The sequence below is a fragment of the Rothia similimucilaginosa genome (genome assembly GCF_029850985.2).
Taxonomy (GTDB): Bacteria; Actinomycetota; Actinomycetes; order Actinomycetales; family Micrococcaceae; genus Rothia.
Map to the genome: position 1 here is coordinate 1,171,893 of NZ_CM138149.1, position 25,857 is coordinate 1,197,749.

Annotated in this window: 16 protein-coding genes; 5 read left to right on the top strand and 11 right to left on the bottom strand. The window is 58.5% G+C overall.

What is annotated here, in order from left to right; genetic code table 11:
• Positions 1-88 precede the first annotated feature (88 nt).
• The gene (locus tag QFX07_RS04935; RefSeq protein WP_279740730.1) at positions 89-1,216 is read right to left on the bottom strand and encodes a DegV family protein; all 1,128 of its coding nucleotides are present in this window, start codon (positions 1,214-1,216) and stop codon (positions 89-91) included.
• A gap of 211 nt (positions 1,217-1,427) precedes the next feature.
• Positions 1,428-3,869: a leucine--tRNA ligase gene (gene leuS, locus QFX07_RS04940; RefSeq protein WP_459741339.1), complete on the bottom strand. Its 2,442-nt coding sequence runs from the start codon at positions 3,867-3,869 to the stop codon at positions 1,428-1,430.
• Between the two features lie 288 nt (positions 3,870-4,157).
• Here leuS and QFX07_RS04945 point away from each other — a divergent pair, with 288 nt between their 5' ends.
• Together QFX07_RS04945 and QFX07_RS04950 are read left to right on the top strand one after the other, a co-directional pair.
• Positions 4,158-5,213: an alpha/beta fold hydrolase gene (locus QFX07_RS04945; protein WP_279755027.1), complete on the top strand. Its 1,056-nt coding sequence runs from the start codon at positions 4,158-4,160 to the stop codon at positions 5,211-5,213.
• A 23-nt stretch (positions 5,214-5,236) separates the two neighbouring features.
• Complete coding sequence (locus tag QFX07_RS04950; protein ID WP_279755028.1) at positions 5,237-6,364, top strand: glycosyltransferase family 4 protein; 1,128 nt, start codon at positions 5,237-5,239, stop codon at positions 6,362-6,364.
• A 135-nt stretch (positions 6,365-6,499) separates the two neighbouring features.
• Here QFX07_RS04950 and QFX07_RS04955 read toward each other — a convergent pair whose 3' ends face one another.
• The 8 genes from QFX07_RS04955 to QFX07_RS04990 all read right to left on the bottom strand — a co-directional run bounded on the left by QFX07_RS04955 (position 6,500) and on the right by QFX07_RS04990 (position 18,651).
• Positions 6,500-8,017, bottom strand: a complete 1,518-nt coding sequence (locus QFX07_RS04955) for a hypothetical protein (RefSeq protein ID WP_279755029.1) — start codon at positions 8,015-8,017, stop codon at positions 6,500-6,502.
• The gene (locus tag QFX07_RS04960; protein WP_279755030.1) at positions 8,014-8,559 is read right to left on the bottom strand and encodes a hypothetical protein; all 546 of its coding nucleotides are present in this window, start codon (positions 8,557-8,559) and stop codon (positions 8,014-8,016) included. Before QFX07_RS04960 ends, QFX07_RS04955 begins: the two co-directional genes overlap by 4 nt.
• Positions 8,560-8,943: 384 nt before the next feature.
• Positions 8,944-9,195, bottom strand: coding sequence for a DNA mismatch repair protein (locus QFX07_RS04965; protein ID WP_279755031.1), 252 nt, complete (start codon positions 9,193-9,195; stop codon positions 8,944-8,946).
• Positions 9,196-9,222: 27 nt separating this feature from the next.
• A complete protein-coding gene (locus QFX07_RS04970; protein WP_279755032.1) occupies positions 9,223-11,817 on the bottom strand; it encodes an aconitase in 2,595 nt (864 codons plus the stop codon).
• Positions 11,818-11,961: 144 nt separating this feature from the next.
• The gene (locus QFX07_RS04975) at positions 11,962-14,433 is read right to left on the bottom strand and encodes a primosomal protein N' family DNA-binding protein (protein WP_279740722.1); all 2,472 of its coding nucleotides are present in this window, start codon (positions 14,431-14,433) and stop codon (positions 11,962-11,964) included.
• 33 nt (positions 14,434-14,466) lie between these two features.
• Positions 14,467-15,672 carry a methionine adenosyltransferase gene (gene metK / locus QFX07_RS04980; protein WP_279740721.1) on the bottom strand — a complete coding sequence of 402 codons (1,206 nt, stop codon included), beginning with the start codon at positions 15,670-15,672 and terminating at the stop codon, positions 14,467-14,469.
• A gap of 147 nt (positions 15,673-15,819) precedes the next feature.
• Positions 15,820-17,760: an excinuclease ABC subunit UvrC gene (gene uvrC / locus QFX07_RS04985; RefSeq protein ID WP_279740720.1), complete on the bottom strand. Its 1,941-nt coding sequence runs from the start codon at positions 17,758-17,760 to the stop codon at positions 15,820-15,822.
• A 210-nt stretch (positions 17,761-17,970) separates the two neighbouring features.
• Positions 17,971-18,651, bottom strand: coding sequence for a lysophospholipid acyltransferase family protein (locus tag QFX07_RS04990; RefSeq protein WP_279740719.1), 681 nt, complete (start codon positions 18,649-18,651; stop codon positions 17,971-17,973).
• Between the two features lie 484 nt (positions 18,652-19,135).
• On the opposite strand from QFX07_RS04990, the gene QFX07_RS04995 reads away from it, so the two are divergent.
• The 3 genes from QFX07_RS04995 (at position 19,136) to QFX07_RS05005 (ending at position 23,444) form a co-directional block, all read left to right on the top strand.
• A complete protein-coding gene (locus QFX07_RS04995) occupies positions 19,136-21,553 on the top strand; it encodes a nitric-oxide reductase large subunit (RefSeq protein ID WP_279740718.1) in 2,418 nt (805 codons plus the stop codon).
• A gap of 2 nt (positions 21,554-21,555) precedes the next feature.
• The gene (locus QFX07_RS05000) at positions 21,556-22,386 is read left to right on the top strand and encodes a transposase (RefSeq protein WP_279740716.1); all 831 of its coding nucleotides are present in this window, start codon (positions 21,556-21,558) and stop codon (positions 22,384-22,386) included.
• A 284-nt stretch (positions 22,387-22,670) separates the two neighbouring features.
• Complete coding sequence (locus QFX07_RS05005) at positions 22,671-23,444, top strand: slipin family protein (RefSeq protein WP_279740714.1); 774 nt, start codon at positions 22,671-22,673, stop codon at positions 23,442-23,444.
• Positions 23,445-23,931: 487 nt separating this feature from the next.
• Here the strand turns inward: QFX07_RS05005 and QFX07_RS05010 are convergent, their stop codons facing one another.
• Positions 23,932-25,632 carry a bifunctional hydroxymethylpyrimidine kinase/phosphomethylpyrimidine kinase gene (locus tag QFX07_RS05010; protein WP_279740712.1) on the bottom strand — a complete coding sequence of 567 codons (1,701 nt, stop codon included), beginning with the start codon at positions 25,630-25,632 and terminating at the stop codon, positions 23,932-23,934.
• Between the last annotated feature and the right edge of the window lie 225 nt (positions 25,633-25,857).

Genomic DNA, 25,857 nt, shown 5'->3' on the forward strand with positions numbered 1-25,857 from the left:
CACCGCACAAGAACACCGCACGAGCACACCCGTAGACACACAACACGGGGCCAGCATGGACACACCGAAAGGCGGCTAGCACACAATCCTAATAAACGACCAGCGCCACAGCACCCAAACCGGAATGAGCCGACAGCACCGGCGGTAGTGCGCTCACCAAAAACTCCGGCGCCGAAGAGTCAGCAGTATCATGAACGAGGGAGCTCTCCCCCAGCATCTGCTGAACCTGCTCGTACAGCTGTACCGCCTGCGCCGCATTACCCACATGATGCACCGCAACCACCTCACCGCGCGGGGTTGCTTTGAGAGAAAAACAGGCGGGAGAAGGATTCATCTCAGGTGCAGCCGCAGAGGTGAGCGCCGCCGCATGCCGTTGATCACGGCAGGTCTGCACGGTAACCTCCACCAGACGCTCCAGGGCGCGCGCCGCAGTACGAGGGCGCTCCACATACGTCAGCTTGCCCTCGGTAATCGTGCCAATGGGTTTGATTTGGAGCATCTGACCCACCATCGCCAATGCCGGGGAGACACGGCCGCCGCGGCGCAGAGCATCCAGGGTCGGGATATAGAAGTAGAGCGTGGACTGCTCGCAGATGGACTGAATGTAGTCCACCAGCTGCGCCGCAGTCGGATAGTCGGGGTTCGGATAGTTAGGGGTCGAATAGCCAGGGCTCGGACACTCAACACTCGAGCCGGCAGATGCAGAGTTCAGCACCTCTAGGGCGCGCACCACCGCATGACCGTAGGCGCCTGCGACCGTGCGGGTATCCACCACGCTAACACCCTCGGAACCCAGGCGGCTCAGGCGGGCACCGGTGCGTGCCGCCTCCACCGTACCCGAGAGTTCACTGGACAGATGCACAGACACCACATGCGTAAAACCTCGCGACGCCAAATCATCATACACATCAGCAAACATGCCCGGCGCGGGCCCGGAGGTGCTCACCGTCTGACCCATCACGTGCGCAAGCATAATCGCCTCGTCCACCTCGGCGGCAGTCAAATCCTGCAGTTGACGATCCGGCTCACCGGGCGTGCGAATAGTCACCGGCATCGGAACCAGCACAAAATTACCGCGAGCGCTCAGGCGCTGCACGAGCTTCGGGTCGAGGGAGGCGGCGCTATCGGTTACCACGGCAATGCGGGGGGCGTTATCCTGCTCGTGTACAGGATTTGCCCGCTCAGCATGTTCCTGCTGAGTATCCTTCTGGCTCATTGGTCTCTCTTCCCTGCTGGTTATATTCACGACACAACTATTGTGTCTGGCGTCTCATTGCGGACTTCTACCACCATAGCCCCGGTAGAGCAGAACGTCCAAGTGCAACGCACTAAAGGCCGCGTTAACGGCGCAAGCCCCGCCACGCCTCCGGGTTCATTCCATAGAACGAACTGAAGCCACAGCGGGGCTTGTGCTTTATCTAAGAAGCTTAGATTACGATGTTCACAAGCTTAGGCGCACGCACAATCACCTTGCGGATCTCGGCGTCACCAATCGAACGCTGAACAGTAGCATCCGCCAGAGCCCGCTCCTGAAGCTCCTGCTCAGAAATATCCTTCGCAACCTCCAGGCGAGCCTTGACCTTGCCCTTAATCTGCACAATAGCGGTGACGGTGTCATCCACCAGCAGAGCCGGGTCAACCTCGGGGAAGCCCGCGGTCAGAACCGGGGTGTCGTAGCCGAGCACGTGCCACATGTCTTCAGAGGTGTAGGGTGCGTACAGAGACAGCAGAATAGCGATGGTTTCAGCAGCCTTACGGACCGCCGGGTCAGCCGCACCGGCCCCGGAGTCAATAGCCTTACGGGTTGCGTTCACAAGCTCCATGGTCTTTGCAACAACCACGTTGAACTTACCGTTCTCCAGCAGGCCCTGAACCTCGTGCACGGTGCGAGCAATCAGCTTCTGCAGCTCCAGGTCACCGGTGGTTGCGTCAACACCGGGTTCGCTGGTGACGTCCTGAGCCACACGCCATGCGCGGGCCAGGAACTTCTGCGAACCAGCCGGGGAAACATCCGCCCAGTCAACGTCATCCTCGGGCGGGGACGCGAAAATCATGGTGGTGCGGATAGCGTCCACACCGAACTTGTCGAGCTGCTCACCCAGGTTAACGCCGTTACCCAGCGACTTGGACATAGCCTTACCGCCGTTAAGCACCTGACCCTGGTTCATGAGCGCCTTAAACGGCTCATCGTGCTTGATCAGCCCCAGGTCGCGAACAACCTTGGTGAAGAAGCGTGCGTACAGCAGGTGCAGAATAGCGTGCTCTACACCGCCAACGTACATGTCGACGGCACCCCACTCGCTCATAGCCTGCGGGTCGAAGGGGCCCTCATCAAAGTTCGGGGAAACGTAACGTAGGAAGTACCAGGAGGAATCCACGAAGGTGTCCATGGTGTCTGAGTCACGGCGAGCTTTCTTGCCACACTCGGGGCAAGGCACAATCGCCCAGTCATCGGCAGCAGCAAGAGGGGACTGGCCCTTAGGAGCCAGCTGCTCACCGCGCAGGTTATCGGGCAGCAGCACCGGCAGCTGATCCTCAGGAACCAGAACCTCGCCACAATCCTCACAGTGGATTACGGGGATGGGGGTACCCCAGAAACGCTGGCGGGATAGCAGCCAGTCACGCAGACGGTAAATGACCTTACCCTCGCCGGTGCCGGCAGTCTCAACCAGCTCAATAGCCTTAGCGATCGCCTCACCCTTCGGCAGGCCGGTCAGCTCACCAGAGTTGATGAGCACGCCGTCACCAGCTGCGGCAATACCGCTGGTAGCCGGGTCCTCAGCACCCTTAACGTCCAGAACCTTCACGATGGGCAGGTCGAACTTCAGGGCGAACTCAAGGTCGCGCTGGTCGTGCGCGGGCACAGCCATAATCGCGCCGGTACCGTAGTCAGCGAGCACGTAGTCAGAAGCCCAGACGGGCAGCTTTGCGCCGGTCAGAGGGTTAATCGCGTAGCGGCCGGTGAACACGCCGGTCTTCTCGCGGTCAGAGGACTGGCGATCAATATCGCTCAGTGCCTTAATGTCTTCGCGGTACTGCTCCAGGGCAGCCTTCTGCTCGGGTGCCACAACCTGCTCGGCGAACGCCGCATCCGCAGCAACTACGATGAAGGTTGCGCCATACAGGGTGTCCGGGCGGGTAGTGAACACGGTGAAGGATTCAGCGGGCTGGTCCTCGGTCGCCTCAATCTCGAAGCGCACCTCAGCGCCCTCGGAGCGGCCAATCCAGTTGCTCTGCATGAGCAACACGCGGTCAGGCCACTTGCCCTCCAGCTGCTCCATATCGTCCAGCAACTGCTGTGCGTAATCAGTAATCTTGAAGTACCACTGGTTCAGCGACTTCTTCGTCACGGTAGTACCGCAACGCTCACACGCACCGTTCACAACCTGCTCGTTAGCGAGCACGGTCTGGTCCTTGGGGCACCAGTTGACCATGGAGTCCTTGCGGTACGCCAGGCCCTTCTTGTAGAACTGCTCGAACAGCCACTGAGTCCACTTGTAGTACTCGGGGTCCGAGGTGTGCAGGCGGCGGCTCCAGTCAGCGGCAATAGCGTAACGCTTAAAGGACTCAGCCTGAGTCTCAATGTTCTTGTACGTCCACTCCTTGGGGTGAGTGTCGTTCTTAATGGCTGCGTTCTCAGCGGGTAGGCCGAAGGAGTCCCAACCAATCGGGTGCAGAACATCGTAGCCGCACTGCTTGAAGTAGCGGGCGTTCATGTCACCAATAGCGAATGCCTCCGCGTGACCCATGTGAAGGTCACCGGAGGGGTACGGGAACATATCCAGCACATACTTGCGGCCCTTAGGGGCGTCACCGGTGGGCTGGAAAACCTTCGTTTCGTCCCAGTAGGGGCGCCACTTGGCTTCCATAGCGCGGAAGTCGTACGCATTTTCGTTGCGTTCGGTCTCTACCTGAGCAGACACAGCGATTCCTTAAATAAAGACAGATTGATAAAAACTTAACCCTCCAAGTGTAACGCGAAACCCGGACCGAGCCAGAGTTGAGACTGTCTCAACTACCAAATGGACGGCACCGCCCGCCCGAGAACCCGCGCAATCACCGATGCGGCAGGCGGGTTTCAGAGCCCTTTCAGGCTTCTCCCCTAGAATTAAGAACGGGACTTTGCCATCCCAGTACCCAACCCACGAAAGGTACCCATGACCTCCACCGTTACCTCGGACTCACCCAACGCCTCAGTTCTTGAGGGCGTGCCCGGCCCGCTCATTCCAGGCACCCGCCACGACACCCTCATCGGTGACGGCGCTCAGGCGGTCATGACCCGCTACTGGCAGTACGGCAAGGGCATGAACGACGGCACCTTCCCCGAAGGTTCCTACCCTGTGCTGCTCGTACACGGCTTCCGCGGCGATCACCACGGCCTGGAAATCATCGCGAACTACCTGCTGAAGCTCATCCCGAACGTCAGCATCATCAGCCCCGATCTGCCCGGCTTTGGCCGCTCCGCAGACCTGACCGAAAGCACCCCGAACAAAAACAGCCAGAGCGCAGACACACAGGGCGAAGACAACATCAACGCGTACGTGGCGTGGCTAAACGACTTTGTGGAGCACACTAACCCCGCCCGCAAGGATGCACAGCCCCTGCCGCTGCACGTGGTCGGCCACTCCTTCGGCTCCATCGTCACCAGCGCCTTCGCCGCCGCACACCCGAACTCGCTCGCGCTACTCTCGCTCATCAACCCGATTAGCGAACCCGCCCTCGAAGGCAGCCAGCGCGTCGCCTCCCGCCTCGCCTCCCTCTACTACCGTGCCGGCGCGGCACTACCCGAAAAAATCGGCTACCCGCTACTGCGCTCGCAGCTGATTACCCGCGCCTCCAGTGAAGTTATGATGCGCACCAAAGACAAGGCAATGCGCCGCTTCATCAACGGCCAGCACGCCGCCTACTTCGGTTCCTTCGGTTCCCGCCGCGGAGTGCTCAGCGCCTACGAAGCGTCCATTACGCACACCGCAGCCGAATACGCCGCCGCAATCCGGGTACCGGTTCAGATGCTTGTCGCCGAAGACGACGACCTGGGTACCCCCGAAACAGCTCGCGCCATGTACGCGACGCTGACCTCCCGCGACCTGCCCGCCTCTTCGTCCGGCGCCCGCGAGCGCCTGGACATGATTCCCGAAGTCGGGCACCTCATCCACTACGAAACTCCTCGCCGCGCCGCGGAACTCATCGCCGATTTCGCCGCCGAACACTAAGGGAACGAACAGAAGGAACCATCATGAAACTCATGGTTGACGCCCGATACACCCGTATCGGCTTCCACGACGGCATCAGCCGCTACACCGCCTCCCTGTTGGGCGCGCTCAAAACCCTTATCGACACCGGTGACGAAGCCGCCGCCGACCTCGACCTGACCATGATTATTAGCGACGAGCGTCAGCTGGAGATGCTACCGGATTTGCCGCACGTGAAAATCTGCTCGCCCACCGGCCCGCTCGAACCGACCGCCTCACTACAGTTGAACAAGTACGCCCCGGACGTGGTGTTCTCCCCCATGCAGACCATCGGCTCCGCCGGACGCAAATTCAAGCTGATCCTCACCCTGCACGATTTGATCTACTACTCGCACCCGACCCCGCCCGGGTTCCTGCCCGCACCGGTGCGCGTGGGCTGGAGACTCTTCCACAAGACCTACACCCCGCAGCGCTTCCTGCTCAACCACGGCGACGCGGTCGTGACGGTTTCTGAGTCGACCGCCGCGCTGATTCGTGAGCACGAGCTGACCACTAAGCCGCTATTCGTGGTGCCCAACGCCCCACAGCCCGGCAGCGTGGTCTCCCGTCAGACCGCGCTGGAACGTGTCATCACCCGTGAAGAGCAGCCCGTCAAGCACCTGGTGTACATGGGTTCGTTTATGCCGTACAAGAACGTAGAAACTCTACTGTTGGCGATGCGCTCGCTACCGGATTACCGCCTGCACCTGCTGTCAAAGATGCCGCCGCAGCGTCTGGTGCAGCTCACCGACGAACGTCTTATCGGTGAGAACGTGGAGGTGCACAATGGCGTGAGCGATGAGGAGTACCAGCAGTTACTCCGCCAGGCGCACGCACTGGTGACTGCCTCCCGCGAGGAAGGTTACGGCCTGCCCGTGGTTGAGGCGCAGGCTGCCGGCTGTCCCGCGGTGATTAGTGACATCCCGATTTTCCGTGAGATTGCGCCGCACACCGTGTTCGCGCCGGTTGACGGTGCCCCGGAGGCACACGCCGCCGACTGGGTGAAGGCTATCCGCTCTCTGGAGAATCCCGCCGTTCGCGAGCGCGTGATTATTGATGGCCTGTCGGATGTGCGCCGCTACTCCTGGCGCGACTCAGCACTCAAACTGCTGGAGGTCGTGCGCGGGCTCTAAAGCCTGCGTTGGGCAAAGAAATGCCGCCGCACTCCCCCGAAGCTCGGGAGGGTGCGGCGGCAATTCTTACTAGTCGTGCTTTAATGATTGGAAAATTTCATTCTAAAACGAAAATTAAAAACTCCCATTCCGAAATCACTTAACACCAACCGACAATATAGTATCGACAGCTGAAAGAACTATAATATCTGTCATGAAAAATATTAATATACATACTACCAACCAAAAGAGTACATCCCACACACGCCCCGTATTTCTGGGATTCTGGAATGAATCTCGAGTAGTTTCAGCAACCACCCTAATCCATAAAAATATTCTCAGAATTAGATAATTATATATTGCAACCACCGGCAAGAATGCAAGAAATAGTTTTAGATCCATGTTACCAGAAAGTACGGTGACGAGCATAGCAATCAAGCAAGAAATAATCTCAATTATCACATCTTTTAAGGAATGAGTTTTTTTCTGCAGAATATCAGGGTTCCCGTATGCAGTTGATAATATATGTTGAACAACCCTCCTCCTCATATAGATATACTTTGATACATGCCGAGCCATGGACTTTACACCAATTTCACCAGCTGTAAAATAGCTCCGGATTGAATGGGCAAACGAACTGTTAGGAGTAATTGCCTTATCTGCCCTGTTTCCATAGTAAAATCCAGCAGAATTTCCTACCGGGTCCAAAAAATGAGAGTATTTAAAGAATTTTAGCCTACTATCACCAATAACATCAATGCTAATAACTTTCTCTATAAAAAATCCGATAGCAAGAAATATAATAAAAAATACACCGTGAAAAATTATATTAAAAACCCGACTCGGTGTTTCAAATGGAATATAAGGATTTCGAATATTTGACCCAATATAAGAATCAAGTGTTTCACTTCCAGCAAGCAGAGGTAGAGACCTATAAAGGTCAAGTACTAGACCTAGAACAGATATAGTGAATCCACTCCAAATAATAAATACCTGAAATGCCGCTCCAAAGGAAAGAAATATTGACTTTGCGATCGAATACTCGCCTTTTCTATCACTTGCTCTAAGAGAACCCATGAGAGAGACAAGCCCAAGACCTCCACCAACCCCAATAAGCTGGACTTCCTTGCAGTTCATGTTTGCGACAGTCCGTTTAAGAGATCTGTACGTAAGATATTCACCCATAGAATGAGCAACAATAATAACCCTATCACTCTCCTTCATTAAGTTTTTAATGCCTAATTCCACAGCCTGTAAATATTTAAATTCAGACCCTGTCCTAATATAATCAGCTGAATTGTTAACCTGCTCCCACATTGGCGCAACCAGAGGCTTAATTCTTTCCCACCCCAGGAAAGGAAAAAGAATAATGAGTGAAACAATTATACCTAGGATTACGATTGACACCCCTGCAGCTACCTTCCATAAGATTTCCACATTGCGCACTACAAATCCCAGAGTAACAATTATAAACGCGAAAATTAAAACCCATTTTTTACGTTCCAACCATTTATCCCATTTTGACCATACAGTAAAAAATAGAAATATTGGTGCAAACAATAGTGCCGCACTGAGATAAAGAGCAAATCCGTCTTCTGGGGTAATTTTTTGAAAATTTGAAAAAATAAAAATTAGTTTATTCCCCAAAAACAAGAACAGGAAAACGGCACTCAAGAAAATATAATATTGTGAATCCTAGATGAAACAATTCTCATTCCACAAAAATACAGGATTAGAAAAAAGCAGTTTATGGCATTTAAAACCCATTCTTTCACCTCAGAAAAACGTGTTCTTTTACCCTTTACCCTTGCCGGATTTGAATATCTTTTATTCCAATTTGACTCTCGGAAAATTACATTCTTAATCGCATTTCCATCAGATATTTCACCGATTACTCCAACTGATTCATCTGAGAGTTTAGAAAGTTCTCTATATTTAAAACGCCCATTAGAATTAAATTCATCTCTGATTGATGGATATATCGCTTTAAATGTTTCACCTTTTTTCTGATCACCAATTCCATGTACGAAAAGGACGCCTAAATCATATTTTTTATTATTCTGATTGTTTTGTTTAGTTACCGCTTGAGATTTTTGATTGTTCTGTACTGCAGTATTTTCCCCTGTCGGGTTAGATATTTGTCCCTCAAAACTAACATCGGAATCTTGCGATGTCTCCTGGGGCCTTGATAAATCCTGTGACAACTCTTCTGTCATAGTCTTCCTCCTTGAAACTAGATGTACACGTGTCGTCATACAATGGCACCGACCTCCTATGGTCAGCCTCACTTATTATATTCACACAAGGGCATAGCCCCTTATCAACACACGTTTAAAGACCGAAAGAACCAGCTCTGCCACTGCAACACAAACAGAAATGCCGCCGCACTCCCCCGAAACTCGGGAGGGTGCGGCGGCATTCTCATATTCAATTCGTGGGCACCGGGTGGCATATGCGGCGTACAGCAAACGATGTGCAGCGGCGGTTCGCTGCACACTTCCTCCGCGCCTAGGCAGGGAACCCGCCCTCGCAGAGCTCGGGCACCCTGAGGGCGCATCCGGAAGGTGCAGCCTCACCGCATCACACCGGAGCAGGCATCCTTAGACCGTAGCAAAGCTACCAGTACGAGCTGCTTCCTTCGCAGCCAGCTCATCCGCATGACCGTACGCGTAGAAAATCTTCGCGTCATCCAGCTCAACAAAACGAGCCAGGTAACGGCACACCGCGCCACGCTGAGCCTTCGTCATCGAGGACAGCAGAACAGGGTCCGGGTGAGTAATGCCGTTGTCGCGGCTCGGTGCCGAATCGCCAAATTCCGGCTCGTAATCATAGGCAATATTGGTAAAGCTCATCGGTGAGTACCTTTCCTTAGGAGCACCCTAAACTACAGCGCTCTGCCCTGCTTTACTCTCCTGCTTTTTCTCCCCTGCGAGGTTATGTTCCTCTGCATCCTCAGCGTCTTCATCCTCACCATCAAGACCCAGAAGAGCCGTCACCATCGGCAAAGGATTGAACTCACTCAGCTGACCTGTGCGGTCCACCTTGCGCATCATGAATGCACGCTGCAAACGCCGCTGAGTCAACGGCGAAAGCACCATCATCAGCAGTGCCTCCACCACAAAAATGCCGACCAGAATCCACAGCAGCAGATCCGAAGAACCCGCCTGCTCACGCAGCTGCTGAGCATCCGCCACCAGACGGTCAAAGCCCTCCGAATGCAGACGCGACGTATCAAGCCCCGTCAACGCGGACAGGCTCACCGGCGACGCCACATTCAGCAGCACCGACAGCATCAGCAGAAGCACCGCATACAGCCCGTAATGCATGGTGCGCATCAGCTTCTTCACGCGCGCAAAACCGTGGTTCAGTTCCGTACCAATATCGGTGAAAGCCGCCGCTTTCTGCGCCTGCTCACCCGCCGGCATCATGTGCGGCACAAGACGGTGCGCAAGCATCAACGGCACCGGCGAGCACGCATCAAAATACTGCATGTGACTATTCACCGACGGGCCCGGCAGGGTCACAAAGCTGACATCCACACCGGCGGGCTGAGTAATATTCGACCTGCCAATACTGTCACCACGAGCGGAAATCTCACACCGGTCAGCCACATCAAGGTCCTGCAGCATCGGCGCGTAGGCGCGCACATACAGGTGGCAGGCGCTACGCACCGACATCATAAGCACCAGAATCAGCGCGCCCCAAAACGCCACGGAGGCAGCGGTCAGCTCAGGGACCGCGCCCTCAACACGCAACTGAGCCAGCAGCAGCATGAACACTGCGTACAGCATGAAAACGCCGTGCACGAAGAGCAGCGGAATCAGCCACTTCACGTAGGCGCGCGTGCCGTAGGGGTTGACCAGGCGCGCATCCGCCAGACGCATATCAGCCGGACTCTTTGCGGAGGGAGTTTCGGGGGTGCTTTCCCGGGCACTCTTGCGGCCAATACGCGCCCTACCCTTGAAGGTACCCGGCACGCTCACAACCAGCGGCACCACACTCAACGCCAGGGGCACCAGCATTGCATAGTGCAACAGCGAACGGTACGGACCAAACAGCAGGGATGCCTCCACCAGCCAGGAGAACGCCGCGACCGCGCTCACCCACAGCAGCATGGCGCGGTTACGGTAGCCGCCCGCAGCATCCAGGTGCCCCGGAATGTCGTTGCGGTCACTAGCGATAATGCTAATCGGGACCACGCCACTACCCAGGCCGTAGAAGAAACGAGTCGGCTTCTTACCCGCCGCCGCACGACGACGCAGAAGCTCATAGCTCAAATAGCCGCCCTGCGAATGGGCAATAATGCCCACCGCATCGCTACGGGAACTCAAATCGTCCAGCTGACGATCCAGACGCGCATAAATACGCTCCAAATCGCGCGACTCCGGGCTGGTCGCCGTCTGAATCAGCTGCGTCGGAATAGCCTTCACCAGCGCCCACAGCTCACGGGCACGACGAGCCAAAACCCAGCCCACAATACCCAGGCCGAGCACTGCCGCAAGACCCGTAAATGCACCCTGCGGAGTACCCAGAGACGCCACAAAAGCATCACGGAATGTCATGAGCACCATAGCCGCCAGCACCAGCCACAGCGCCACGTTCACAAACCGCGCCATAGAACGCAGCAGGTGCCCGGCACGCTCACGCCAGGTTACGCCGGGGCGCTCATAGTAGAAGCAGAACATCAAAAACAGCGGCAAAACCGTCGCCAACCAGGGCAAATGCTCCTTCAACGGGCGGTAATGCTTGGGCCGCCAGAAGCCCTCCTGAAAAAGAAGGCTGCGGCGAGTGACCGTGCGAACCGGGCGCGGTTTCGGCTGAGGCAGGCGCGGAAGCTCAAGATTAGGCAGCTCGATATTCGGGAAATCGATGTTCGGGAGCTCTACTTTAGGCAGTTCCACCTTGGGTAGGTCTATCTTCGGAAGTTCCACCTTGGGCAGCTCAACCTTCGGAAGTTCAACTTTCGGCAGACAGATTCTTATAGATTCTTTGGGCTCGGAGGCTTCGGCGGGTTCTTCCTGCGGGGAGTTCTCTTCAACCTGCGGGCTTTCTTCGACCGGGGCGGCGGGGTATTCTGTGCGCTCAATCGTCAACGAATACGTCAGCTCGCTATGGTGGCTCAGCGGGTTCACCTCAGCGGCAGGCGGGAGGGTATCGCCGTCAGGAATCACCTCAACACGAACCCGTGCAGAATCCTCCTCGGAGGGATTCTCTTCAGAGAGCGCAACAGAATCCGCACCCGTGTTCAGCGCCAACAGAGTCTGCACACTATGCGCTACCGGCTTGCCAAAATACGCGAGCGTCTCACCATGATTCTGGTAGCCAATACCGTGAATCAGCAGCACCGCCGCATCATGGTGCTTACCTTTGCGGTGCAGGACACTCTTCGGATGTGCAGAAGCATACTCAGCCAGCCGACGATGCTCACCGGCAGGCAGCGCACTACCCTTCAGCAGATGAGGCATCTTCGGCATGCCTCTCACCTCCTCGCCTCTGCGCACAACGCGCCCGCAAACCCGCCTACTTAACACTCACAGCACACATATCGGTGCTGCCCGGTGCGTCTCTTTGGGGGCAAAAATCACCCCTCACTAGAACACTACAGCACGACTAGAAAATCACAGCACGTCCAGGCCGTCACATCGAATCTGAACCGGCCGCTCCCCCACGTTCTTCTTCAACGCCGCAATCGTTGCACGCGTAGCACGCAATTCGCGGGTCACCTGCTGGGCAATGCCGTACGAGAAGAACATCAGGGTACGCCAATCGCCCTGAACCGGCGCCTCCTCAGAATCTTCTTCAAGAGACTCCGACCAGGCAAAATACCCCTGATTCAGAGGAACCGGACCCACAATACGCAACTGCTCACGAACCCGCTCCTCCAGCGTAGAAGAGCCCAAGAACTCCTCAATGAAGGCGCGAACATCCGCTTCCGCACCGGTCACCGCAGCCGTACGAACCGCCGGAGGCAGGCCTGTCTGAGAGCGCTCCTCCAGCTCCCGGCGAGCAAACCACGCCGGGTCCCAACGCACCAGCGCCTGCTCCACCGGCGACGGCGAAGCAGTCGTCACCACCGTGCCCTCAAGAGCCACCGGACGAACCAACGCCGCCGCATTCAACCAGCGACGCAACGCCGCCTCCGGGGCACGCAACGAATCAAAACGAAGCATCTTATCGGCATCCAACAAAAGCGCCGCCGCATAGCCACCAAAAGCCACCGGCTCAGCACCCGGAGTCGCCACCACCAACGCAGGCTCAGGACCAACCGACGCCCGCACATGGTCACCCGCCGAAGAAATCACCGGAACATTCGGAAAGGCACGACCCAGCTCCTCAGCAGTACGAGTCGCACCCGCCGCCGAATAACGCCAATGCGTAAAACCGCACTCAGAACAACGCCACTGCTGCGCCAAATGACCGCACCACGAACACGACGGAACTGACGAACCCGAAGCCACCGACAAAGGCCCGCTACACTCGCCACAACGCGCCGGCATGCGGCAACGCTCGCACGAAAACGACGGAATATAACCGCTACGCGCCACCTGCACCAACACCGGGCCACGCGCCAACGCCCGACGAGCATGCTCAAACGCCAGGTGAGGAATACGCGCCATCGCCGCCAACGGGTCACGTGCCAACTCAAACTCCGACCCCGTCGAAAAAATACGCGGCGAATAATCACGCACCAGCGCACGCGGCGCACGTACATGAGACGCCCAGCGGGTACGCACCAAACGCGCCGCTTCACTACTCATGCTGAACCCGGCAAACAGCGCCGCAGTATTCTCAGCAGAAGCACGCAGAAGCAACACATCACGGGCATGACAATACGGGGCGCGCTGCTCCACCAGCGAGGAATCGCCGTCATCCCAGCACACCACCAGGCCCAGGTTCGCCACCGGCGCGTAAGCTGCCGCGCGGGTACCAATCACCACCGGAACCTGCCCCAAACGTGCCTTCACAAACCCGTGATAGCGAGTATGCGGAGTCGAATCAGAACTCAAACGCACAAACGCGTTAGCCGGTAGGCGTTCGGCGAGCGCCGCCTCCAGAAGATCCAGGTTCTTAGCGGTCGGAACCACAGCAATAGCGCCGCGACCACTCGTAGCAGCGGTTGCGAGTGCGGTCGCCAAAACATCCGCCCAGGTGTGCTCCAGGTGGCCGGGAAGAACCGTCATCACGGCGCGGGTCGCGGCACCGGCGGCAACATCCTCAATGAACTCCGCACCGTTCTCATAATCGGAGAAGACGGAGGCGGCATCGGGCACGTCCAGGTTCAGCGCCGGCGGGTCCAGTACGAAGGGCGCGGGTGCGCCGGGGGTGGCAAGCCAGGCATACGTGTCAGTATGAGTGGAGGCAGTGGCGGAGGCGGCAGAAGACTCGGGAGCCGTGTGCTCAGATTCCGCAACCTCGAGAGCCGCGTTCTCGGGGGTGTTTTCCTGCGGCTTCTCCCCCACACTTTTGGGGTTGCTCTCGGAGATGTTTGCCGGGCTGCTCTCAGGGATATTGGAAGTACTTACCCGGGCAGAATCACCCAAATATGCCGACTCGTAACCCGGCAGAAGAGGCGCGTACTTCTTATCTAGAGCGGCAATACGCGGCGGCACCGCCAGACGCAAAACATTCGCCACCGTGGAGGCGTAACGGTCGGCAAGCGCCTCGGCAAGCGCAAAAATTTCGGGCGCAACAGACGGCACACGCGACAGCGCCGACTTGAGCGGCAGCAGCGAGGTGCGCGTCCAATCGGTCGTGGCGGCGCGCTCCTCAATGTAACCGGTCAGCTCATGACCGTTGAACAGCACACGCACGCGGGCGCCGGGCACCGCATCCTCACTCAGCTCAGCGGGCACGCGGTAATCAAACGTGCGGTCCACCTGCGGCAGGGTGCTATCCACGCGCACACGCGCCACAGGGTTCTGCACACCGCTCGCCTCCAGCTCAGCGGCAACATTCACCGGCTCCGGGGCAGCCGGAATCAGGGCATCACGAAGAGCAGGAAATCCCTGCAACAGGTCAAGCTGTTGCAGGGATTCCTGCTGGGCACCCAACGGTGCCGAAGAGTTCGATTCAGAACTGCTCTGAGTCACCCGAATCAGCGTGCTCCTCTACCCTGACAGATATTAGGAGGAGGACACTGCCGAACGCAGCGCATCCACGCGGTTCAGGCGCTCCCAGGTAAATTCCGGCTCGGTACGACCGAAGTGGCCGTGAGCTGCGGTCTTCTTGTAGATCGGGCGGCGCAGATCCAGTTCGTTAATGATTGCCAGCGGGCGCAGGTCGAAGACCTCACGCACAGCCTTCTCAATCTTAATCGGGTCGACCTTCTCGGTGCCGAAGGTTTCAACGTACAGACCGACCGGCGCTGCCTGGCCGATAGCGTACGCAACCTGAACCTCGGCGCGGTCGGCAAGACCGGCGCCCACAATGTTCTTCGCAACCCAACGCATTGCGTACGCTGCGGAACGGTCCACCTTCGACGGGTCCTTACCGGAGAACGCGCCACCACCGTGACGAGCCGAACCGCCGTAGGTGTCCACAATAATCTTGCGGCCGGTCAGACCGGCGTCACCCACGGGACCACCCTGAACGAAACGGCCAGCGGGGTTCACAATGAACTTAGCGTTGGAGGAATCCAGCTCGACGCCGCCCAGAACCGGTGCAATCACGTGCTTCTCAATGTCTGCACGCAGGTCAGCCAGGTCGTAGCTTGCAGTGTGCTGGCTCGAAACAACCACGGTGTCCACGGAGACGGGTTTGTTGTTCGAATCGTAGCCGAGGGTCACCTGAGTCTTGCCGTCGGGGCGCAACTCAGTCAGCAGGCCGTCCTTACGGACCTTGGTCAGACGCTCAGAGAGGCGGTGCGCCAGCCAAATCGGGGCGGGCATCAGCACGTTGGTCTCGTTGGACGCGTAACCGAACATGATGCCCTGGTCGCCCGCGCCCTGGCGGTCGTACTCGTCAGCAGCGATGCCCTGACGAACCTCCAGGGACTCGTACACGCCGGCGTTGATGTCCGGGGACTGCTCACCAATGGACACGGACACGCCGCAGAACTCACCGTCGAAGCCGCGGGTAGAGGAATCGTAGCCGATACCCAGAATGGTCTCGCGCACGATGGAGGGGATTTCGACGTAGCTGGAGGTGGTCACCTCACCGGCAACATGCACCTGCCCGGTGGTTACCATGGTCTCCACAGCAACGTTCGCTACGGGGTCCTGGGCGATGATGCCGTCAAGGATGGCGTCAGAAATCTGGTCACAAATCTTATCGGGGTGGCCTTCAGTCACCGACTCGCTGGTGAATAGGCGCAGATGGTTAGTACTCACGGTTTCCACTCTACTGGTTGAGGGCGCGCGAAGATAGCGCGCTCGTAATGATGACGGTTTCCTTCAATTATGACACGTTTGTTAAGAGCTATTACGAGGCGGGTGCATAGTAGCCAGTCAGCTTCTCAACCGGCATTATCAGCGAAGCTAGCTCAACGCCGCCAAAATCTTCTGAGCCATCGCCGGACCAATACCCGGCACCGCCGTCAGCTCCTCGGCGCTCGCCTGCCTTATCTGAGCCACCGACCCGAAGTGCTTAATCAGCGCGGCACGCTTCACCTCGCCCAGACCGGGCACCTCGTCCAGGGCGGAGGCGACCATCGCCTTACCGCGCTTAGAACGGTGGAAGGTGATAGCGAAACGGTGCGCCTCATCGCGGATGCGCTGCACCAGGTACAGTGCCTGCGAAGTGCGCGGCAGGACGACCGGGTAGTCGTCGTCCGGCAGCCACAGTTCCTCCAGGCGCTTAGCGATGCCGGCAACGTACACATCCGTAATGCCTAGGTCGCTCAGCGCGGCGGAGGCGGCAGCCACCTGAGGCGGACCGCCGTCCACGAGCACCAGGTTCGGCGGGTAGGCGAACTTCGCAGGCTCGGGGGTGGAGGCATCAATCTCACCGGAGTGCACGGGCGCGGCTTCGCGTTCTGCCTGCTGCGCCAGGTGCCTCTTGAAACGGCGCGTAATGACGTCGTACATGCTGGCGGTATCGTCACGCGCGGCGTCGCCGGTAATACTGTAGGTGCGGTAGGCGTTCTTCGCGGGCATGCCATCCTCAAAGACGACCATGGAGGCGACCACGTTCGTACCCTGCACATGCGAAATGTCGTAGCACTCGATGCGTAGTAGCGGATCAGGCAATTCCAGCGCTTCCTGCAGCTCCACGAGGGAGGCGCTGCGAGTGGTCAAATCACCGGCACGGCGGCTCTTGTGCAGGGTCAGCGACTGGCGCGCATTCTCGGCAACCGTCTTCATGAGTTCTGCCTTGTCGCCGCGCTGCGGGACGCTAATTTCCACGGGGCCGCCGCGCACCTCCGCCAGCCAGAATGCCAGCTGCTCCTTATTCTCGGGCTCCACCGGCACCAGCACGGAACGCGGAATATCGTAGCTGTTCAGGCTCTTCTCGGCGTCCTTCTGGGAGGCGAGACTCGCCGCAATATCGCTGTACACCTGCGCAATCAGCTGTTCGATGAGCTGCGCGTCGGTGCTGTCGTTGACCTTCTCCACAATCCAGCCGCGCTGGCCGCGAATCCTGCCGCCACGCACAAAGAACACCTGAACGGACGCCTCCAGGTCGTCCTCAGCGTAGGCGAACAGGTCGGCATCCACGGTCGCGCCGAGCACCACGGCATTACGCTCAAACGCCTTAGTCAACGCGGCAATATCGTCACGAAGAATCGCGGCGCGCTCAAAGTCCATATCAGCTGCGGCGGCTTTCATCTCAGCAGTCAGCTGGGCGATATGCTTCTCAGCACCACCACCCATAAACCGGGTCAGCCCGCGCGCCAACTCGCGATGCTCCTCGGCGCTAATCTTGCCCACGCACGGCGCCGCACACTTATCGATATAGCCGAGCAGGCAGGGCCTGCCACTATTCTTCGCTCGGTTAAACACACCATTCGTGCAGGTACGCACCGGGAACACGCGCAGCAGCGCATCCAGGGTTTCACGAATCGCCCAAGCCTGCGAATACGGGCCAAAATAGCGCACGCCCTTACGTCGCTCACCGCGAGTGACCATCGCGCGCGGGTACACGTCATTGACCGTAATTGCCAGGTACGGGTATGACTTATCATCACGGAACGCAATATTGAACCGCGGCGAAAACTCCTTAATCCAGGTGTATTCGAGCTGCAGCGATTCCATCTCGCTCGCCACCACGGTCCACTCCACACTCGCCGCCGTATGCACCATCGCATAAGTCTTCGGGCTCAGTGTCTGTGGGGACGCAAAATAGCTGTTGAGGCGGTTGCGCAGGTTCTTTGCCTTACCCACGTAGATGACGCGGCCGTCGGTATCGCGGAAACGGTAAACGCCCGGGTCGGTGGGGATTTCGCCGGGGGCGGGGCGGTAGCTGGAAGGCTCTGCCATGGGTACTTTCTCCTAGCTCTACTGGGCTTTATGGTGGTTCTCTACGGGGTCGGTGCGAGGTCTCTGCGGTGGGGGTCTCTACGGGGCTGCCAGGGTCACCTCAGGCTCGCGCATACGACAAACCGCGCATCCTGCACCACTCTCCCCCAAAGCGCGGGGTCGGTGCGTGAATGCGCGGTTTAAGTCTACGCGGTATAGGCGGCGTGTGCCCTAACCTGCGTCACGTGCGGCTGAGGGCGAAACGTTATATTCGTGCTTTCGCGCCTGGCCGGACAGCTGAGCAATCTCATCCATGATCGTGTCGGTGGTGACGCGGCGCTGTTTGCCGGTCATCTTCTCGCCGATCTTCTCAAAGTAGAGCGGCTTGCCCACACGAATCGTGAAGCGGCGCGGGTAAATCATGTTCGACCCGGGCTTCTGCAGGCGGTCGGTACCGATCAGACCGACCGGTACCACGGGCGCGCCGGTCATGTGCGCCAGCCACGCCACACCAATCTTGCCGCGGTACAGGTAGCCGTCACGGGAGCGGGTGCCTTCTGGGTAAATGCCGAAGACCTTACCCTCCTGTAGCTTCTTCAGGGCAATATCGAGCGCCTTGAGCGATTCGGAACGGTCGGAGCGGTTCACGGGAATGATGTCCACGGCTTCGAAGAATGCCTTCATCATCTTGCCGCGCGGACCGGGGGTGTTCACGTACTCAGCCTTAGCTAGGAACGCTACGCGGCGCGGCATCATGGCGGAAATAATGATGGAGTCCAGGAAGGACAGATGGTTGGAGGCGACAATCACCGGGCCGGTGGCGGGGAAGTTTTCGAGTCCGGTCACGCGGGCGCGGAAGACGGTGCGCAGGATTCCGGTGATTGCTTTCTGGGTGGATCTGTAGAGAAGCACGTGAACTCTCCTGAGGTGCCGATAGATTGCGGGCTGTGGCGGCGGTCCGCCGTGGATGCGGGGTGAATGACCCCTTCTGATGATGCACCGTGTGGGTGCACAGAATCTATACTGAAAAAATTTGTACTGTGTTTAGTAGTATCGGGTTTTATTATTCCACACCCGAGTGTAGGAACGTGAGGGGTGCCGCACCTCCCTTCCACATGCTGGGATGCGCCTCCCGCCAAGGATTCAACCTCAACGTAATATTTCAGGTTTTTCGTCGTGTGATTGCAGATTTTCCAGCAAGGTAGCCGCGTCACATTGCGACGAAGCGTCAGTAAAGTTTCTTAAATACGCATTTAATATGCAAAAATAGGAGCAGGGTGGGCTGTCGCACCTCCCTCAAGGACGATTCACCCTGAACATAGTGAGCCGCCCCTCCAGCGGATGTGCGTCGGAACCACTCCACCTACACAATCCACGCACACTGGAGACATACACTATGGCTACAAAACCCGTCTCGCGTGCGCAGGCAGCAAAGATTGCCCGCCGCTCAGACACGGTCGGTGCCTATGCCGGAAAAGGCTGGGTACAGGCTGTTGCGTTTGTGATGCTCCTGGGCTTCACCATCATGGCAGTCCTTGCAATGCGCACCTACGCACTCTCCATGCCGCTACCCGACAAAATCGTCGGTAACGACGGCAAAACCATCGCAACCCAAGAACAGATTCTGCACGGTCAGGAGCTGTTCCAGGGACGCGGCTTGCAGCAGTACGGATCCGTGCTCGGCCACGGCGCCTACCTCGGCCCCGACTACACTGCAGAATACCTGCGCCTGACCACCGATGCCGCCGTCAAGGAGTACCGCGAACAGGGCAAGCAGGACCCCCGCGAACTCGTCAAGAACGAATGGCGCAAGGAGAACAAGTACGACGAGCACACCAAGACCATCACCTGGTCCGCTGGTCAGACCAAGGGCTACCAGCTCATGCTCAAGCACTACCGCGAAACCCTCATGAAGGGTGACACCTCGCAGGGCCTGTTCCCCAACGCCATTAAGAACGAAGAAGAACTGCACGACATCGTCGCATTCTTCGGCTGGACCGCATGGGCATCGGCGGCAGACCGCCCCGACCAGCCCTACTCCTACACCAACAACTGGCCTTCCGAACCCAACGTGGACAACAAGCCCACCGCGGATCTGATGGTCTGGTCGGCACTCTCCCTGATTGCCCTCATCGGTGGTACCGGTCTCATGTTCGCCATCTACGGCCGCTGGTCCCGCGCTATCGGCTGGCACGCGGAAGAGGCACCCGTCCTCGACTTCCGTCAGCCCGACGAAGTTCGCCTAACCCCCTCGCAGAAGGCAGCCTGCCTGCTCTTCGCAACGATTCTGGTGCTCTTCCTACTGCAGGCTCTGGTGGGTGCACTCACCGAGCACTACCGTGAAGAACTCACCGGATTCTTCGGTATCGACATGGGTCAGCTGTTGCCCTACACGGTATCTCGAACCTGGCACCTTCAGCTCTCCCTCTTCTGGACCGCAGGCGCGTTCCTGGCAGGCGGTATCTTCATCGCCCCGCTGATTACCCGCCGCGAACCCAAGAAGCAGGGTCTGCTCACCTACGTTCTCATCGGCGCCGTGGTCTTCGTGGTCCTCGGCTCGCTGCTGAACGAATGGTTCTCGCAGAAGGGCCTGATCCCCAAGGACCTCACCGGCTTCTTCTCGCAGCAGTGGGAGTTCCTGGACCTGCCGCGATTCTTCCAGATTCTGCTCACCGCAGGTATGTTCATCTGGATTGTCATCGTCTGGCGTACCCTCTCCGCTCGTCTGAAGGACTCGAAGAAGACCTCCCTGCCGTGGCTGTTCCTCTTCTCCGGCCTGGCCATCCCCATGTTCTACGCAGTCGGCCTGCTCGCAGGTCAGCGTACCCACGTGACCGTCGCCGAATTCTGGCGATTCTGGGTGGTTCACCTCTGGGTGGAGGACTTCCTCGAACTGTTCACCACCGTCATGGTGGCATACATCTTCGTGCTGCTCGGCGTAGTCCGCGAGCGCATCGCCATCTCCATCATCATGATGGACGCTGTGCTCTACTCCGTCGGTGGCGTGGTCGGTACCCTGCACCACACCTACTTCGTCGGTACCCCCTCCGAACAGATGGCATTTGGTGCGTTCTTCTCCGCAGCTGAGGTTATCCCGCTGACCTTCCTGACCGTTGAGGCATGGGGCTTCATGCAGCTGGGTGCTCGCCAGTACTCCAATCGCACCAAGCCTTTCCCGCACCGTTGGGCTGTCATGTTCCTAATTGCTGTGGGCTTCTGGAACTTCCTCGGCGCAGGTGTGTTCGGCTTCCTCATCAACCTGCCGATCGTGTCCTACTTCGAGATTGGTACGGCACTGACCGCAAACCACGCACACGCCTCCATGATGGGTGTGTACGGTATGCTAGCGATTGCCTTCGCGGTGTTCGGTCTGCGCTACCTGCTCCCGGAGAACAAGTGGCCGGAGAAGAGCCTGAAGTTCTCCTTCTGGACTCTGAATATTGGTCTGCTGTGGATGTCCTTCATCTCGCTGCTGCCGCTGGGTATTGCTCAGCTGTACAAGTCCGTGGGTGAGGGCTACTACGAGGCTCGTTCCTTCGCGTTCATTCACGACGGCGCCTCCGCCGTGATGGGTTGGATGCGTATGCCCGGCGACGTCATCTTCCTGGTTGGCATCATCCCGCTGATCAAGCTGGCACTGCTGGGTATCAAGGAGATTTTCTCCAAGAACGCTAAGGAAACCGTTCTGGAGCTGCCCGAGCCGCCGCTGTATGAAGAGGTTGAGGACGCTCGCATTGCAGAGTTCGCCGGTGCTCAGGCTGCCGAGGAGCTACCCGAGCAGACCAGCCCCTACCGTAGCGATCGTCGAGGCTAATCATGCCTGAGCAGATTGCTGGAGTTTCTTTCTTCGTGTGGCTGGCCTGCGTGTATGCGCTCGGTCTGGTCGCCGTGGGTTGGGGCTTCGATATTCTCGCTAAGCGCACCAGTCAGCGTTTCGTGGCGGCGCGAACTTTCGGGTTCACCTACCACGAAGAGAGCGACGCGTGGCTCTGCCCCGAAGACCAGTGGCTATGGGCGACCGCATTCGACTCGGATAACCGAGTGATGCGTTACCGCGCCAAGCCCAGCGTGTGCAACACCTGCCCTATCAAGGACACCTGCACCGTCTCGGCGAACGGCCGCGAGCTCACCCGCGAAGTGGACGAATGGCCCTACTCCGAGTCGGGCCGTTTCCACCGCGGACTGGCAGTGGCAGTGTCACTGCTAGGTGTGGTCACCCTCATTGGTGCCGCCATCGTCTGGCACTCCCCGCTGGAGCTTCTGGTGGAGGGTGCGGTCGTTGTGGTCTGCCTGTCGCTGACCTACCCGCTGGCTGTGAAGCTCATGCGTTCCCCCGCGAACTTCCAGAACGATCCGAAGCATATTCACGCATCCACCGCTGATGAATCGGTGAACGTGAAGATGGATCGTTTCGCGGCGAAGTGGGGTGGCGTGTCGAATGAGCGTAAGCGCCGCACCGAGCAGACCCGTAAGCAGATAATTGCGGATGCAACCCTGCCGGTTCGTACCTCCTTCCTCGACCCGGACCGCCCCGCATGGAGTGGTACCGGCACCTCCGTTCCGCGTCTGCATAAGACCACGAACGAGGTGTTGCAACAGCAGAACCTTGCTGATGCTCAGGTCGCGGAGGAAATGGCGAAGAAGTAGCGCTGCATAAGTTTTTCCGTTCCGGCGGCTGACCGGTCGGTTGGGTCCGTCTGTTAGCTTCGGTGGCTACCCTGTGTGGATTTCTCTTTCATTTCTCTTTTGCATTTTCCACGCAGGGTGCCGCTAAAGCGCCGACCCGCCGCGACGTACGCCGGGACGGAAAATTCCCCTTCCCAAACTCCTCCATATGTCCGATACCGGGCATCCCCTACTACCTGCACCGTACGGGGCGCGGGCAGGTAGGCACACATACCATCCTCCCCCAATACTTGTGAAGGAAAACCATGGATCCCGTCACTTTGGCAACTATCCTCATCCCAGTTGCCGTTATTGTTCTTTTTATTCTGATTCGTATGTTCCGCGTCATCCCCGAATACGAGCGTGGCATCTCCTTCCGCTTCGGCCACCTGCGCTCAGAGCTGAAGCCCGGCCTGAACGTCGTCTTCCCCTTTGTTGATTCTCTGCAACGCGTTGACATGCGTGTTATCACCCTGACCATTCCCCCGCAGGAAGTCATCACCAAGGACAACGTCCCTGCCCGCGTGAACGCCGTGGTCCTCTTCCGCGTGACTAACGCTAAGAATGCTGTGCTTGAGGTTGAGAACTACCCGATTGCCACCAGCCAGATTGCGCAGACCACTCTGCGTTCCCTGCTTGGTCGCGTTGACCTAGACACCTTGCTCGCGCACCGCGAGGACCTGAACGAGGATCTGCGTTCCATCATTGGTTCGCGTACCGAGCCGTGGGGTATTCAGGTGGAGCTCGTCGAGATTAAGGACGTTGAGATTCCTGAGGCTATGCAGCGCGCCATGGCTCGTGAGGCTGAGGCTGAGCGTGAGCGCCGCGCAAAGATCATTTCGGCCCGCGGTGAGCTGGAGGCTTCGAGCGAGCTGAAGGAAGCATCCGACATTCTGAGCCAGTCCCCCGCCTCCCTGCAGCTGCGTTACCTGCAGACCCTGCTGGAGCTGGGTGCCGACCAGAACTCGACCGTGGTATTCCCGCTGCCCATGGACGTGATTGGCCCGCTCATGGGTGCGCTCAAGGGTGAGAGCAAGTAGGCGCTTCTCCCCCGAATTGCAAGCCGCAGCGGCAGATTCGCAGCGGTGAGAAACATAGAAATATCCCGTGCAGGTGAGAGTATCTGCACGGGATATTTCTATGCGGGATTTATACGCGAAACGCTTTCAAACGGAGCCCGAGAAGAAAACCCGGGAAGGAAGGCGTTTGGCCCGCCGCGGGGGTTGGATGAGGTGGTTGCGGCGGGCCAAACTTTCCTAGGTCGGCTACACACCGTAGAGGTGCGGGCGCGGCAGGTACATCAGCCAGTTGGGTGAGGGCCGGAATCCTACCGTAAACGGTTTTCACCGACGCCTTAAGCATAACCGGCACAACCGCCGAACCGGCGGCAGTCTGAGTGAAGCATCAATCACCCATCTCGCACCATGCTGAGGCAGTATTCAGCCAAAAAACCGGCACCTAAAAGCATCGGTACCTAAAGCACCTACGAGCTGGCTCCGGTGCTACCCTAGCGCAGCGCCCGGCAAACTAACGCAATGCTCGGTGCGCCTGATCAAAGAACTCACGCTCGTACACGCACGCCGACAGGTACGCCCGCGCCGCACGCACACGCTGAGCCGGTGAAGCCGCCTCAAACGCACGCTCTACCTCCGCGAGGCTACGGGCCACATCCGCGGCAAAATCCTCACCACCGTACATGCTCAACCACTCCGCGTACGGGTGGTCCGCGTGATTCTGTGAGGAGAGCACAGCGCCCACCTCTTCGTACAGCCAGTAGCAGGGCAGAATCGCCGCGGCACCGACCACGTAATCATCACCGGCAGCAGAGGCACGCAGGAAATTCGTGTACCCCATCGTAATCGGCGAGGCGCCACCGAGACGCGCACGGTTCGCCAACCAGCCCTCGTGCAGCTGCGATTCGGCAGCAATCGCCTCGTGCGCACCGGCTGCCCAGTGCACCTGCGCCGCAGCGGTATCAGCACGCGCCGAGAGAGTCGCGAGCGCACGCGAATAATCACGCAGGTAGAGGGCGTCCTGGTCCAGGTAGAAGGCGAACAGGTCCTCGTCGAGGGTGCCTTCACCGAGGGCACGCACGAAGGGCAGGTCCAGAATCTGGTGCCAGGTTTCGCCACCGGCTGCCCAGAGGGCGGCGGTCCACGGACCGGCGGGCTTTACGACGGCTTTACCAGCGGGCACAGGGCTGACCGGCAGCAGACGCTCCGGGCTGGTGCCGTCAAGAGTATTGCCCTCAGAGTCGGTGGTGGCGAGCAGGTGATGCCACGGGTACGAGGAAGCGGCAGCCTCCAGACGGCGGGCACGAGCGGCGTGATCCACCGGGCCGTGGCCCTCACCGGAGCCAACCTGCAATCCGGCACCTGCGGCGATGGATTCGTGGAGCCAGCGGGTGCTCCACTGCAGGGCGCGGTGGGTGTCTTCGCTGGTCAGCTGCTGGTCTGCAGCGTGCTCTGCGGCTTCGGTATGCTGTAGCAGTTCCACGCCCAGGCGGGTTGCCAGCGAGGAGGACAGGGAGCATCCGGTGCCGTGCGTATTGCGGCTTTCCAGGCGCGGGGTACGCACATGCGCACAGGTGCCATCCGGGAAGACCGCGGTGTTACCGGCGTCCTCACCGTGCAGGTGGCCACCCTTCACAATCACGGTGGTTCCGGTATCCGCCGCAAGGTTCGCCGCCTGCTCATGAGCCTCATCAAACGTCTGGGCGGGCTCTTTCTGACAGAGCACGGCAAGCTCCGGAACGTTCGGGGTAATCACATCTACGAGCGGCACGAGGTCGCGCAGCGCTTGCTCCGCTTCCGCCTGCAACAGGCGGTCACCGCTAGAAGCAATCATGACCGGGTCGAGCACGACCACGGGCACGGGGTGCTCACTCAGCCAGGTGCGGACTGTGCGAATCGTATCTGCGTCCCCGAGCATGCCGATTTTCACGGCGTCAACGGTGACGTCATCAAAAACAGCGGCAAGCTGCGCGGTCAAAAATTCCAGGGGCGGGGTGAATACTTCGCGCACTCCGCAGGTGTTCTGGGCGACCAGTGAGGTGGTCACGCACATGCCGTAACCGCCGGAAGCGGTAATGGACTTGAGGTCCGCCTGAATGCCTGCACCGCCGGAGGGGTCGGTTCCCGCGATGGAGAGGACCCTCGGCACGTTGAGGGTTCCAACGGCGGTGTTCGTGGCGGGTGTGCTGGTGCGCACGGTAGGCTGCTCTGCCATTATCGATAATCCCTTCGCTAGTTCGAACTAGAGCAGGTTCAATGGGTGATTCTCTCAGCCTTGAGAAGCATGTACTTCACCGGGTGCACCTATCAGAAGACTTTGTGCTGGTGAAGGGGCATGGCGTCAAGGCACCCCATATCGCTCTGCCAGGTTATCACAATGATTCTCACTAGCTGAAAGTTTTGTGGGTGACAAGTGATTCTCTCCGAAATTTTCGTTTAA

What these genes read in the sequence shown, in the direction of transcription:
- QFX07_RS04935 (WP_279740730.1), bottom strand. Translation starts at nt 1,216, where the DNA reads ATGAGCCAGAAGGATACTCAGCAGGAACATGCTGAGCGGGCAAATCCT.
- leuS (WP_459741339.1), bottom strand. Translation starts at nt 3,869, where the DNA reads ATGGAAGCCAAGTGGCGCCCCTACTGGGACGAAACGAAGGTTTTCCAG.
- QFX07_RS04945 (WP_279755027.1), top strand. Translation starts at nt 4,158, where the DNA reads ATGACCTCCACCGTTACCTCGGACTCACCCAACGCCTCAGTTCTTGAG.
- QFX07_RS04950 (WP_279755028.1), top strand. Translation starts at nt 5,237, where the DNA reads ATGAAACTCATGGTTGACGCCCGATACACCCGTATCGGCTTCCACGAC.
- QFX07_RS04960 (WP_279755030.1), bottom strand. Translation starts at nt 8,559, where the DNA reads ATGACAGAAGAGTTGTCACAGGATTTATCAAGGCCCCAGGAGACATCG.
- QFX07_RS04965 (WP_279755031.1), bottom strand. Translation starts at nt 9,195, where the DNA reads ATGAGCTTTACCAATATTGCCTATGATTACGAGCCGGAATTTGGCGAT.
- QFX07_RS04970 (WP_279755032.1), bottom strand. Translation starts at nt 11,817, where the DNA reads ATGCCGAAGATGCCTCATCTGCTGAAGGGTAGTGCGCTGCCTGCCGGT.
- uvrC (WP_279740720.1), bottom strand. Translation starts at nt 17,760, where the DNA reads ATGGCAGAGCCTTCCAGCTACCGCCCCGCCCCCGGCGAAATCCCCACC.
- QFX07_RS04995 (WP_279740718.1), top strand. Translation starts at nt 19,136, where the DNA reads ATGGCTACAAAACCCGTCTCGCGTGCGCAGGCAGCAAAGATTGCCCGC.
- QFX07_RS05000 (WP_279740716.1), top strand. Translation starts at nt 21,556, where the DNA reads ATGCCTGAGCAGATTGCTGGAGTTTCTTTCTTCGTGTGGCTGGCCTGC.
- QFX07_RS05005 (WP_279740714.1), top strand. Translation starts at nt 22,671, where the DNA reads ATGGATCCCGTCACTTTGGCAACTATCCTCATCCCAGTTGCCGTTATT.
- QFX07_RS05010 (WP_279740712.1), bottom strand. Translation starts at nt 25,632, where the DNA reads ATGGCAGAGCAGCCTACCGTGCGCACCAGCACACCCGCCACGAACACC.